General features: G+C 71.9%; 6 protein-coding genes. 4 read left to right on the top strand and 2 right to left on the bottom strand.

The window, feature by feature from the left end:
* The first annotated feature begins 86 nt into the window (after nt 1-86).
* From OHN74_RS14525 to OHN74_RS14510, 4 genes are all read left to right on the top strand, one after another.
* Nucleotides 87-1,319: a sarcosine oxidase subunit beta family protein gene (locus OHN74_RS14525; protein WP_327694993.1), complete on the top strand. Its 1,233-nt coding sequence runs from the start codon at nt 87-89 to the stop codon at nt 1,317-1,319.
* A 24-nt stretch (nt 1,320-1,343) separates the two neighbouring features.
* Nucleotides 1,344-4,631: a sarcosine oxidase subunit delta family protein gene (locus OHN74_RS14520; RefSeq protein WP_327694992.1), complete on the top strand. Its 3,288-nt coding sequence runs from the start codon at nt 1,344-1,346 to the stop codon at nt 4,629-4,631.
* Complete coding sequence (locus tag OHN74_RS14515) at nt 4,624-5,277, top strand: sarcosine oxidase subunit gamma (RefSeq protein WP_327694991.1); 654 nt, start codon at nt 4,624-4,626, stop codon at nt 5,275-5,277. The genes OHN74_RS14520 and OHN74_RS14515 overlap by 8 nt, the downstream gene beginning before the upstream one ends.
* A gap of 869 nt (nt 5,278-6,146) precedes the next feature.
* Complete coding sequence (locus OHN74_RS14510) at nt 6,147-9,053, top strand: glycosyl hydrolase 115 family protein (protein ID WP_327700118.1); 2,907 nt, start codon at nt 6,147-6,149, stop codon at nt 9,051-9,053.
* Between the two features lie 127 nt (nt 9,054-9,180).
* Here the strand turns inward: OHN74_RS14510 and OHN74_RS14505 are convergent, their stop codons facing one another.
* Together OHN74_RS14505 and OHN74_RS14500 are read right to left on the bottom strand one after the other, a co-directional pair.
* Nucleotides 9,181-10,257, bottom strand: coding sequence for a mannose-binding protein (locus OHN74_RS14505; RefSeq protein ID WP_327694990.1), 1,077 nt, complete (start codon nt 10,255-10,257; stop codon nt 9,181-9,183).
* Nucleotides 10,258-10,470: 213 nt separating this feature from the next.
* Nucleotides 10,471-13,506, bottom strand: a complete 3,036-nt coding sequence (locus OHN74_RS14500; protein WP_327694989.1) for a hypothetical protein — start codon at nt 13,504-13,506, stop codon at nt 10,471-10,473.
* Nucleotides 13,507-13,639: the final 133 nt, after the last annotated feature.

The raw sequence follows: 13,639 nt of genomic DNA, 5'->3' as shown, positions 1-13,639 counted from the left end.
GTCGCGCCCCGCGGCGGAGCCGCAGATCGATACCGCCCCACGCCCCTTTGGGGCGCTCCACTCACCGTAGAAGACGGAGAAGCGCGATGAGCCCCCGTACTCCCGGCGCCGAACTGCCGGAGCACCCCGACTGGCTGTGGCGCACGCCCGAGCCGAAGCGCAGCTATGACGTAGTCATCGTGGGCGGCGGTGGACACGGCCTCGCCACCGCCCACTACCTGGCGAAGAACCACGGCATCACCAACGTCGCCGTGCTGGAGAAGGGGTGGCTGGCGGGCGGCAACATGGCCCGCAACACCACGATCATCCGCTCCAACTACCTGTGGGACGAGAGCGCGGGCATCTACGAGCACGCGCTGAAGCTGTGGGAGGGCCTGGAGGAGGAGCTGGACTACCCCATCCTCTTCTCCCAGCGCGGAGTGCTGAACCTGGCCCACAGCCTCCAGGACGTTCGCGACAGCGTGCGCCGGGTGGAGGCGAACCGCCTGAACGGTGTGGACGCGGAGTGGCTCGACGCGGACCAGGTCAAAGAGGTCTGCCCGATCGTCAACATCTCGCCGGACGTGCGCTATCCGGTGCTGGGCGGCACCTACCAGCCGCGCGCGGGCATCGCGAAGCACGACCACGTGGCGTGGGGCCTGGCCCGCTCGGCGGACGCGGCAGGCATCGACATCATCCAGAACTGCGAGGTGACGGGCCTCGACGTGGTCGCCGGCCGGGTGGTCGGAGTGCAGACGACCCTGGGCCCGATCGCGGCGGGCAAGGTCGCGCTGTGCTCGGCGGGCCACACCTCGGTCCTGGCGGCGATGGCGGGCATCGAACTCCCGCTCCAGAGCCACCCGTTGCAGGCACTCGTCAGCGAACTGCTGGAGCCCGTGCATCCGACGGTGGTCATGTCCAACGCCGTGCACGTGTACGTCAGCCAGGCGCACAAGGGCGAGTTGGTGATGGGCGCGGGCATCGACTCGTACAACTCGTACACGCAGCGCGGCGCGTTCCACATCATCGAGGAACAGATGTCGGCGGCCCTGGAACTCTTCCCGGTGTTCGCGCGGGCCCATGTGCTGCGTACCTGGGGAGGCATCGTGGACGTGAGCCCGGACGCGTCGCCGATGGTCGGCCTGACGCCGGTGGACAACCTCTACCTCAACTGCGGCTGGGGGACCGGCGGCTTCAAGGCCACCCCGGGCGTCGGCTGGGTCTACGCCCACACGATCGCCCACGACACCCCCCACGCCCTCAACGCCCCCTTCTCGCTCGACCGTTTCACCACCGGCGCGCTCGTCGACGAGCACGGCGCGGCCGCGGTGGCCCACTAGGGACCCTCAAGGGAGCCGAACGACATGCTGCTCATCCCCTGCCCGTGGTGCGGGCCCCGCGACGAGGCCGAGTTCCACTACGGCGGCCAGGCACATGTGCCGTACCCGGAGAACCCGTCGGCCCTGACCGACGAGGAGTGGGCCCGGTACCTGTTCTTCCGCGACAACCCGAAGGGCCCCTTCGCCGAACGCTGGAACCACGGGGCGGGCTGCCGCCGCTGGTTCAACGCGGTACGGGACACGGGGACGAACGAGATCCTGGCGGTGTACCGGGCGGGGGAGGAACGCCCGGTCGTCGAGGAGGCGAGGCGCGCGGCAACCTCAGCAACCTCTCAGCCCCGGCCGGCGGCATTTTCAGCCGGTCCGGCGTTTGAGGACGAGGCCCCTTCAGGGCCGACCGGGGGCCTTGGGGCAGAGCCCCCAGAACTTTCGGGAAGGGGCGGGGTGGGGGAGGAATCCCAGCCGTTCAGACTCCCCGCCCGCGCCCGAATCAACCGCGACCACCGTCTGACGTTCACTTTCGACGGCACCCAGTACGAGGGCTACGAAGGCGACACCCTCGCCTCCGCCCTCCTCGCCAACGGCATCATCCAAACAGGCACCAGCATCAAACTGGGCCGCCCCCGAGGCATCTTCTCCGCAGGCGTCGAGGAACCGAACGCCGTCATCCAGATCGAGGCCCCGTTCCCCGAACCGATGCTCCCCGCCACCACCGTGGAGCTGTACGACGGCCTCGTGGCGACCAGCCTCCCCGGCCAGGGCCGCCTCGCCACGACCCCCGACCCGGCCCGCTACGACGCCGTACACGCCCACTGCGACCTGCTGATCGTCGGCGCGGGCCCCGCAGGCCTGGCCGCCGCGGCGGCAGCCGCCCGCACCGGCGCCCGGGTCATCCTCGCCGACGACCGCCCGGAGCCGGGCGGCAGCCTCCTGGGCACGGCCGAACACCTCGACTGGGTGGAAGCGACCGCGGCGCACCTGGACGCGGCCCCCGACGTACGGGTCCTGCCCCGCACCACGGTCTTCGGCTACTACGACGACAACCACCTCCTCGCCGTCGAACGCCGCACCAACCACCTGGGCGCGGCGGCCCCCGAGAACGTCTCCCGCGAACGTGTCTGGCGCATCCGCGCCCGCCGAGTGGTCCTCGCCACCGGCGCCCACGAACGCTCCCTGGCCTTCGCGGACAACGACCGTCCCGGAGTGATGCTGGCCGCCTCGGCGCGCACGTACGTGAACCGTCACGGTGTCCTGCCGGGCCGCAGGGCGGTCGTGTTCACCACGAACGACAGTGCCTACGCGGCGGCCCTGGACCTCATCGCAGCGGGTGCGGAGGTGGCGGCGATCGTCGACACCCGCCCCTACCCGGGGGAGTGGGCCGAACGCGCGAGGGCCGCCGGTATCGAGGTGCTGGCCGGACACGCCGTCGTGGGCACGCGGGGCGGCACGGAAGGCGACGCGCGCCTGACCGCCGTGACGGCGGCCCCGTACGAAGGAGAGCCCACAGCCGCCGGAGGAACCACAGGCCGGCGGGAGTTCACCGCCGACCTTCTCCTGGTCTCCGGCGGCTGGAACCCGGTTGCCCAGCTGTTCAGCCAGGCGGGCGGAAAGCTCCGCTACGACGATGCGCTCGGCGCCTTCGTCCCCGACACCTGCCGGCAGGCCGTCGAGGTCGCGGGCAGCGCGGCGGGTGCCCTGGATCTGCCCTCTGTCCTCGCGCAGGGTGTGGGCGCGGCATCGCGCGCACTCGCGGCGGAGGGCTACGCACCCGAGGCACCCCGCCTCCCCGCCCCCGACCCGGCCGCACAGCCGCACACCCCGCCCATGCACGTGTACGCCATCCCCGACGCGTCCGACACCCGCTCCTTCGTCGACCTCCAGCGCGACGTCAGCGTCGACGACCTGGCCCGCGCGACCGGCGCCGGTATGCGCTCGGTGGAGCACACCAAGCGCTACACGACGGCGGGCACCGCCAACGACCAGGGCAAGACGTCCGGCCTGCTGGCCAGTGGCATCGTCGCCGCGCTCCTCGGCGTCGACATCTCGGCGCTCGGCACGACCACGTTCCGCCCGCCGTACACCCCCGTCTCCTTCGCCGCCCTGGCGGGCCGCGACCGGGGCGCGCTGCACGACCCGATCCGGACGACCGCGCTGCACGGCTGGCATGTCGAGCAGGGCGCGCTGTTCGAGAACGTCGGCCAGTGGAAGCGCCCCTGGTACTACCCGCGGGCCGGCGAGGACATGGAGACGGCGGTGCTCCGCGAATGCGCCGCCGCCCGCGACAGCGTGGCCTTCATGGACGCCTCCACCCTCGGCAAGATCGACGTACAGGGCCCGGACGCGGGCGTCTTCCTCGACCTGCTCTACACCAACATGATGAGCACCCTGAAGGTCGGCATGATCCGCTACGGCGTGATGTGCCGCCCCGACGGCATGGTCTTCGACGACGGAACCGTCATCCGTCTCGCCCCGGACCGCTTCCTGGTCACCACGACGACGGGCAACGCCGCCGCCGTACTGGACTGGATGGAGGAGTGGTCCCAGACCGAGTGGCCGGACCTGCGCGTCCACTGCACGTCGGTGACCGAGCAGTGGGCCACGGTGGCTCTCGTGGGCCCGCGCTCCCGGGACGTCCTCGGCTCCCTGGCACCCCAACTGGCCGTCGCCAACGACGACTTCCCCTTCATGGCCTGGCGTGAGACATCCGTCGCGGGCATCGACGCACGTGTGTGCCGGATCAGCTTCTCCGGCGAGCTGGCCTACGAGATCAACGTGTCGCCGTGGGAGGCCCGCGCCCTCTGGGAGGCGCTGTACGAGGCCGGTACCCCGTACGGGATCACGCCCTACGGCACGGAGACCATGCACGTCCTGCGCGCCGAGAAGGGCTACCCGATCATCGGCCAGGACACCGACGGCACCGTGACTCCGCAGGATCTCGGCATGAGTTGGGTGGTGTCGAAGAAGAAGCCCGACTTCATCGGCAAGCGGTCGTACGCCCGTGCCGACGCGGTCCGCCCCGACCGCAAGCACCTGGTCGGCCTGCTCCCGGACGACCCCGGCACCTTCCTCCCCGAGGGCACCCAACTGGTCGCCGACAGTGTGCTGCCCGCGCCGCCGGTCCCGATGCTCGGCCATGTCACCTCCAGCTACCGCAGCGCCGCCCTGGGCCGGACCTTCGCGCTCGCCCTGATCAAGGGCGGCCGGGAACGCGTCGGCGAACGGCTGTACGCCCCCGTTGGTGACCGTCTGGTCCCGGTGACCGTCGCCAGCCCCGTCCTCTACGACCCCGAGGGAGCCCGCCGAGATGGCTGACACCACCACCCTGAGCGCCGCCCGGCCCTCTTCCCTGTCCTCCCCGTCCCCCGTGTCCGCCCTGTCGCCGGTGTCCCCTCTGGCGCACACGGCCGGCCGCCTGGCCGCCGCCACCCGTACCTCCGGGGGTGCGATCCGGCTGGCCGAACTCCCCTTCCTGACCCAGCTCGACGTGCGTCTCGACTCCAAGGGAGCGGCGGCGGACGCCATCGGGCCGGCGCTGGACCTCCCGCTGCCGCTCGCCCCCAACACCGTCGTACGCGCCGGGGAGTTGGTCGCCCTGTGGCTGGGCCCGGACGAGTGGCTGCTGGTGGGGCCGCCGGGCAGCGAACGGGACCTGGAGACCCGTATCAGGGAGGCGGCCGGAGACGAGCCGGTGTCCGTCGTCGATGTCTCCGCCCAGCGCACCACACTCCTCGTCACGGGCCCCCGCGCCCGCGACCTGCTGGCGCACGGCTGCCCCCTGGACCTCCACCCGCGCGCCTTCGGCCCCGGCCGCTGCGCCCAGACGACCCTGGGCCGCACCCAGATCGTCCTGGTCGCCCGGGACGAGCCCAGGGCAGGCTTCTGGGTACTGGTCCGCTCCTCCTTCGCCGGCTATCTGACGGACTGGCTGCTCGACGCGGCCACGGAGTACGTGGGCTGAGGGGTCCGACACGACATTGCCGACCGGACGGTTGGCCGCTTCGTTTCCCGGTGGCGGACAATCGTCCCGTTGGTCGTTCCGCGAGCTTGGGGACTCTCTCGCCACGAAGCTGCTGGAGGAGCTGTGGACCTGCTCTCGGTACTCGATGAGGCCGTGGCCGCTCTCAAGGCACCGCTGGGGGACGAGGACCGGAGCCAGGGCTGGACCGATGACCTCCGACGGGAAATCCAGGAGGAGATTTCGGTCAGTCGTTCGGTGCTGCGTCGCCGCGGACCAGGCGCGGTCCAGTATCTACGCCCGCGTCTGGACGAGTGGATGGACAGCGGGAGTCTGCGGCCGGGGCGACTTCGGCAGTTGGTGTTGGAGGTGCAGCGGCGACTCGTGGAGGCTCGTAGCGGGGCGTAGGACCCTCGCGTTGCTCTGTCGGCTCAAGCCGGCATTCGCCGCAGGAACCGTCGGCCCGCAGGGCGACCAACCTGCCGGCGCATGTCTACGCAGGCCTCCGAACAGCGGCTTTCCGCGGGTGGCTCGCCGCCTGGTGCTCGAGGCCGCAGATCTCTCGCGCCCGGCGGTGGTGCCGATGACCGTCGGGTTATGGACGTTCGGGCCGAGCCTGTCCTAGGGTGCATAGCAAGCGCTTTCTGGTCCGGCCATGTCAACATGCATGCCGTCGGCTCGTGCGCCCTTCGCCTGCTCACAGCCACTCATACGCTCAGCTCCCCTGACCGGCTGCGCGAAGAGCCGGCGCGGGACTCGGGGCGGAAAGGGAGCGTCTCGTGCCGCACCACGAACCTCAGGGCCGGTCACGGCAACCGCAGTCACCGCAGGACCCCGCGCAGTCATGGACCCGCAAGTCGTTCCTGCGTGCGATGGCCGCCGCCGGAGTGATCCCACTGCTTCCCGGGCTGGTCGCCGGGACAGCCCACGCCGCGCCCTCGCTCCAGGCCGGCAGACCCGAATTCCCGCTGGTGCGGGGCGGATCGGCCACCGATGTGTTCGTGGACGCGGGCGACGACCCCGCCGTGCTCCGCGCCGCCGGGGATCTCCAGGCGGACATCGAACGGGTCGGCGGTGTACGGCCGCGACTGGTGCACGCCGTCCCCGAGCAGGCCACGTGGCTGGTCGTCGTCGGCACGATCGGCGCGAGCCCGGTCATCGACGGACTCATCGCCCAGGGCCGTCTCGACGTCTCCCGGGTGAAGGGGAGTTGGGAAGCGTCGGTGACCCAGGTGGTCGACCGTCCGCTGCCCGGGGTGGACCGCGCACTGGTCATCGCGGGCAGCGACCGGCGCGGCACGATCTACGGGATCTACGACACCTCGGAACGCATCGGGGTCTCACCCTGGTACTGGTGGGCCGACGTGCCCGTCGAGCACCGCGACGAGGTGACCGTGCCTGCGGGCCCCTGCACGCGCCGCGAGCCCTCCGTCCGCTACCGGGGCATCTTCATCAACGACGAGCAGAACCTGACCACTTGGTCCCGCCGCACCCAGGAGCCGGACAAGAACATCGGCCCCGAGACGTACAAGCGCGTCTTCGAACTGCTTCTCCGCCTCAAGGCCAACTACCTCTGGCCGGCCATGCATCCGTACTCCGACTTCTTCAACAAGCACCGCGAGAACCCCGAACTGGCCGAGCACTACGGCATAGTCGTCGGCTCCAGCCACCCCGAGGCCCTGCTCCGGAACGGCGTCCACGAATGGGACCCGTGGGCGGCGGAGCACCGCAACGCCGACGGCAGTCTGCCGGTGTACGACTACACGGTGAACCCCGCTGTCATCTCGGACTACTGGAGAGCCCGGGCCCGCCAGAACGCCACCTACGAGAGCAGCTGGACGCTCGGCATGCGCGGTCTGCACGACAGCGCGCTGGAGACGAAGCACGCGACGACGATCCCCGAGAAGGTCGTGGTGATGAACGACATCATCGCCGACCAGCGACGGATCCTGGCCGAGGAGGTCGGCCAGGCCGCCGAGCCGCAGATCTTCATCCCGTACAAGGAGGTACTGGACCTGTACAACGCGGGCGTCCAGGTACCCGACGACGTCACGCTCATCTGGCCGGACGACAACCACGGCAACATGCGCCAACTGCCCAACGACGCGGAGCGGCGGCGCACGGGCGGCAACGGCATCTACTACCACCTCTCCTACTGGGGCCGCCCGAAGAGCTATCTGTGGCTGGACACCACCCAACCGGCCAAGGTCTGGCAGGAGTTGCGCCGGGTCTACGAGCACGGCGCCGACCGCATGTGGATCTTCAACGTGGGGGACGTCAAGTCGATCGAGAACGGGCTGTCCTTCGCCATGGACGTCGCCTGGGACGTGAACCGGTGGGACGCGGACGGCGCCGAGGGGGTCGAGGGCTTCCTGGCCGAGTGGGCCGGCCGGCAGTTCGGGCGCCGCCACGGCCGCGAGATCGCCGAGATCCGCACCGAGTACTACCGCCTCGCGGCGGAACTGCGCCCGGAGTTCATCGCCCCGGGCCTGATCTCCGTGGTCCACCACGGTGACGAGGCGAGCCGCAGGACTGCCGCCTACGAGCAACTGCTGGAACGGGCACGGACCTTGGGCGCCAAGCTGCCCGAGGCCTACCGGGACGCCTACTTCGAGCTGGTCGAATACCCGGTGCACGGCGCCTACTTGATGAACCTGAAGTACTACTGGGCGGATCGCAACGCGCTCGCCCGGCGCCAGGGACGCGGCGCCGGGACGAACCGCTTCGCGGACCTGGCCGAGGCGGCCCACACCGCGGAGGCGGCGCTCACCAAGCGCTACAACACCGAGGTGGCGGGCGGCAAATGGGACGGCATCGTCAATCCGTACCCCTCGCAGATCCCGAAGGCGCCGGGCCGCCCGGCCGTCAGCAGGGTCACCCGGCAGGAGACGTCGGGGCTGGGAGTGGCATCGGAGGGCAACGAGACGGGGACGGCCCGCCCGCTGTCCTTCTTCTCCGGCACCCGCGACCGCCGCTTCGTGGACGTCTTCAACACCGGCTTCCTGGCGGTGGGTTGGACCGCCGAGGCCAGTCACCCCTGGGTCACGCTGAGCGAGTCGGGCGGCTCCCTGACCGACCAGACCAGGGTGTGGGTGGAGATCGACTGGGACCGGGTGCCCGAGGGGGCCCACGACGCGACGGTCACCGTGAGCGGGGCCGACGCCGGGCAGCGTGTCGACGTACCGCTGAGTGTGCGCAACGACGGTGAACGGGCGCGCCGTTGGCGGCGGGGCTTCGTCGAGGCGCACGGGTACGTCTCGATCGACGCCGCGCACACCGACCGCCGGGTGACGCGGGGCGGGGCCCGCTGGCGTACCGTACGCGGGCTGGGCCGTCGTAGCGGCGCGGTGGAGGCGGTGCCGTCGACGGCGGCTCCGATCACCGCCGACTTCGCCGCGCGGGCACCGGAGTTGAGGTACCGGGTGCGCTTCAACAGCACCGGTACCTTCCCGGTGACCGTCTTCCGGCTGCCGTCGCTCGACGAGCGGGGCCGGCGGCGGGTGGCGCTCGCTCTCGACGACCAGCCGGTGACGGTTCTGTCCGGGCAGTCCGTCGCCACCGGCAACCGGGGAGACGCCTGGGCCCGCCAGGTGGAGGACGGCGTCGAGAGACTGACGGCCACGGTGACGGTCACCGAACCCGGCGAACACGAACTGCGGCTCTTCATGGTCGACCCGGCGATCGCCGTGGACCAGATCGTCATCGACACGGGCGGACTGCCGGTCAGCTATCTGGCTCCGCCGGAGAGCTACCACCCGGTGTTCAACCCGGGGCGATGAGGGGAACGGGAACGGGAACGGCTTGGGGCTGCCGTAGCCAGCCGTAGCCGGGCCGATCACGCAGCAGGCCCTGCCCGGTCGGTGCCGGGCAGGGCCTGTCGGTCGGTGAAGCGTTGCGCGGGGCCGGTCAGGTGGACCAGATCACGGTGCCCTTGTCCACGATGACCACCTTGCCGTCGGGCCGCAGGAGCAGCTTGGCGCCCGGGTGATTGTGGGTCTTGGAAGCCCATACGGGTTGGCTGCTGTTGTAGACGACCAGGTTGCCGTCCTCCTGGAAGACGGTCCTGTGGTTCTGGCCGAACATCATGCTCGCCCACAGCGGCTTGTTGTTCTCGTTGTAGACGACCAGGTTGCCGTCCTCCTGCTGGGTCAGCCTGATCCGGTTCGTGGTCCAGGACTCACCGACGGAGAGTGTGCTGGGAGCGGAGACGGACGTCTGCGTCCAAACCGGTGCCTTGGGCGGGTCCGCCTTCTTCGTCTCCTTCGGTTTGCTCGCCTTCTGGGACGCGGAAGCCCTGGCCGACGGCGATCCCTCGCTGGCGGTGGAAGGCGTGGCCTGCGGCTTCGGGGGCACGACGGCCGCCGAGGTCTCGGACTTCTTGGGGCTCGGGGACGGCGAGGGACGCTCGGTGGTGTAGTCGTCCGGCGTTCGGCTCGCTGTGCCCATGCCCAGAACCGTGTCGGACTTGTCCTCCTGGGACACGCTCCGGACCTTGTCGGACTTCTTTCCGTCGTCCTCTCCGCCTGCCATCAGGAGGAAGGGGACGGCGATCAGTACGGCCCCGACGATGGCCGCCGCGGCCAGCATCGGCTTCTTAGGACGCCCGTCGTGGGCCGTGCGGGCGTCGTTCTCGGGCGGCGTTCCACCCGCTGCGGCCGCGATGGCGGCGGGCATAGCTCCCTCGGGGTCCCCCGAGGAGGCGGCACCGGTCGCACCGCTCGCACCGGTCGCGGCCTCGCTGTCGGCCCCCCGGGCCTGGGAGTGCGCCGGGGGCGTGGCGGTAGCGGCCCGTTCCTCCGGTTGCGCGACGGCAGGGGCGGGGGACGCGGGCTGCTCCGGCGCGGTGGACCGCTCCGGGGTCGCGGGCGGGTTCGCGGCCGTGGTTCGCTCCGGTGCGGTGGGCCGCTCCGGTGCGGTGGGCCGGCCGCCCGGGGTCAGCGCGCCCTCGGGGGGCTCAGCGGAGGCCGACAGGGCGACCGCCACCCGTACACGTGGTAATCCGTTCGCGGTTCCGGGTGCCGTCCCGTCTCCCTCGTTTCGTGCGCCCATCCAGTCGTTCCTCTCATCAGGACAAGTCGTCCATCCATCTGGTCCCAGTAGTCCCCGACCTGACCTCGGAGGTGTGGTCGGCCGGGGTAACCGGGTTTTGCTATCGGGTAGTTGACGTGCTCGGGTGTATGGCGTCCCGCCCCGGGTTCAGTACTCGCCGATCGGCCCCGAACATCGTTCGGACCACTCGCCAGGGCCCGGTGACGTGCGGTCGGTCAGGGCGTGCTGAAGCCGTTCCAGGGCTGTGTGGTCGGCGTCCTCCAGTACTCCGGACGTCATGTTCAGGTCGGGGAGCTGCCGGAGCAGGACCAAGGGGGTGGTGCCCTCGGTCCGTACGTCGAGGACCCTGAAAGGGGTACCGGGGGTGAAGACGATCTCCTCGCCGGAGTCCAGCAGTTGGCGCACCCGGCGCCCGGTGATCGACCAGATCGCGTAACCCACGCCCGCCGCCCGGTTCTTCCCGGCCGGGTCCAGCGGCAGGCCGCTCAGCGGTGCCGGGTCCCGCAGTACCGTGCCCGGCCGCAGCTCCCCGTGGTCCGGTGTGCCGCCGGGGCCGCACAGTACCGCGCCCCGGTACGACGGCAGCCGTCCGAGTCCGGATGCGAGGCAGGCGGCGTACGGCAGCAGCCGGCTCTCCCCGTCCCTCAGTGACCGGGTCAACTCCCGGTGGTTCAGGGGTCCTTCGCCGTTCCGGAGGTACATTCGCACGGCGATCAAATCGGCACGGGCCGCCTCCTGGGCGGCCCCGCGCAACGTCGGCATCCCGGCCAGGGCCCGGTTCACCGCCGCGCTGTGCCGCTCCCACTCGGTGTCCGCCAGCGCACGGAAGGAGCGCCGTTCCTCCTCCGTGCTCTGGTGCCGTGGCGACACCGGTACCGCGGGCAGCGGCAGTCCGGTCGCCGGACGGCGTGGGGGCCCGGACGAGCTGGGCTCGCGCGGGGGTTCGGGGGCCGAGGGCGGCGCCGAGGTCCTCGGCGGCGGACCGGTTGTCCCGCGGTCGCCTTCACGGGGCGCGGGCTCCGGCCGGGACCCGCTCACCGAGGACCCGGCCTCCTCCCGGCGAAGCGGGTGCGCGGCCGGAGGCATCTCCGGAGCCGCGGCCCCACCCGTCGTACGGCCCGGGCGGGCGGGCTCGACCGGGTTCGGCTCCGGGCGGAGGGTGGCTGGTGCTGGTGCTGGTGCTGGTGCTGGTGCTGGTGCTTCGGGTTCCGGTCGGGAAGCAGGTTCGTCGCCGCTGGTGGCAGGTGCTCGGCGCGGTGTCGGCGTGGTCGTAGGGGCGGCCGGGTCCGTTGTCGTGGTGGCTGTCGGGGGGTGGCCGGTGGGCGGCGACGAGGGCTCCTGGTCCGGTCGGGGACCAGGGCCGTCGTTCCCGGTGGCAGGTGCCTGGCGTGGTGTCGGCGCGGTAGATGGGCTGCCCGGGTCTGAGGCCGCTCCTGTCGTGCGGTCAGGGCCGCCGGGCTCGCCCTGTTCCGGGTCCGGGTGGGCGGGGGGTGGCGTGGTGGGCCGGTGTTCCGGCCGGGAGGCAGGTCCGTCGCTCCCGGTGGCAGGTGTGCGGTGTGGCGTCGGCGTGACCGGAGGGCTGGTCGCGCCCGTTGCCGTGGCGGCCTGGGGGCCGTGTTCGCCGCCCTGCTGTGAGTCGGGGCGTGCCGCAGGCGGAGGCCCACCGGCCGTCACCGGACGAGGGCCCGGGGCGGGAGCTGGGACGGGGGCTGGGGGCGCCGGAGTTGCCTGCGGTCGCACCGGCGAGCCGCTCCGCGGCATCGGACGCGGTGCCTGGGGCTTGGCGAAACGGATGACGCGCAGGCCCTGTTCGGCCGCCAGGGTACGCAGCGCCCGGCCGCCGTCGAGCGGGGTGGCGTGCACCTGGAGGGCCGCGCGCTCGCGCAGGGCGGGGGCGAGGGTTTCGAGGAGGCGGGACAGGACCGGCCACAGCGAGGAGTCGAGGCGCTCGCCCGGACGGCCGATCTCGATGACCGGACCGTCGCCGCTCACCGGGTGCACACTGTTCGGCGGCGGGGCGCCGTCACGGGAGCCCACCCACAGTCCGGCCCGGGTCGCCGTGGCCTGCCACCGGTCGGAGAGCAGGACCACACCCTCCTCGGCACCCCCGATCTTCTCCAGCTCCTCCAGGGGCGGTGCCCAGTGGAGCAGCCGGGGCGGCGGAGGGTTGTCGGCGTCCCCGGAGGGCGGACACAGCACGGAGTCCACGAACGGCACCCACACCGGCGTCCCGTCCGCGCCGACCAGCACCGAACGGACACCGTACGAACCCAGCGGACTTTCGGTGGCGAACAACGGCAGCCCTGTGGTGACCTCGACCTCTGCCTTCAGCATCCAGGCAACCGACTGGCCGAGCCGCAGCACATCACGCCGCCCGCCCGGGGCGAGCCGGACCCGGGACCGCACCTCGGCCGGCAGGGTGATGAGGAGTTCGGCGACCTCGGACGCGGCGACGTCCTCGCCCCACGGCACGCCGACGACCACGGCGGGACGCTGCTGGTCGACCGGTATGGCGTGGAAAACGTCCCCGGGCCGGGACGCGGTCGCCTCGGCCGGACGGATCAGCAGACCCGCCGGGATCCGGTCCACCACACACCCGTCCGTCATCCGGGCGGGCACCCGATGCACCCCCGACTGCCAGTCGGGGGCAGGGGTGCGCGGACCGAGCAGTTCCGGTTGCTCTCCGGGCGCGAACCGCCACCAGCCACCGTCACCGGGAGGTACGAACACCGAGCCGCCCGGCACCACCAGTACGTGCCCGTCGGGGGCCTCGACCACCAGTTCCCAGGCGTCCGCGATACGACGGGCCAGGGCGGGCCGCTCCGGGCGGTCGTCCCCGGCACCGGCCATCACCAGGCGTACGGACCGGGTGTCCTCCGCGCACAGGGTGTCGAGCAACTCGCTCAGCCGAGGCCACAGCGCCCCCGCCGCACCGCCCGGGACGGTGGCGACGATCGTGACGGTGCCGCTCCCCGGGTGCAGCGTGCGGGCCAGGTCGGCGACATCGGTCGGGTCCAGGGTCTCGTCCGAGGACGGGCGCAGGAGGAACAGGCCGTCGTGGTCCTCAAGGAGGACCCGCTCGGCGGGCTCGCCCACCCCGACGCCGGGGGGCGCCGCCCGTCCCGTGTCCGCCGCCGGCCGGCCACCGCGGCGCCGGCCGAGGGCGCCGCTCCAGCGGCTCACGTTCGGCTCCCGTCGGCCGAGGCCATCGCGGCACGCTCCAGCGCGCCGGTCGCCATGGCATGTGCTCCGGAAGACAAGACGCTTACCACCCTTCGAACCGTTCGTCACACAACTCGTCGGTCGACTGCCTGCC

The sequence above is a fragment of the Streptomyces sp. NBC_00459 genome (genome assembly GCF_036013955.1).
In the GTDB taxonomy this organism is placed as follows: domain Bacteria; phylum Actinomycetota; class Actinomycetes; order Streptomycetales; family Streptomycetaceae; genus Streptomyces.
Note: the sequence above shows the minus strand (reverse complement) of the source record. Positions and strands in the feature narration are given on the sequence as shown.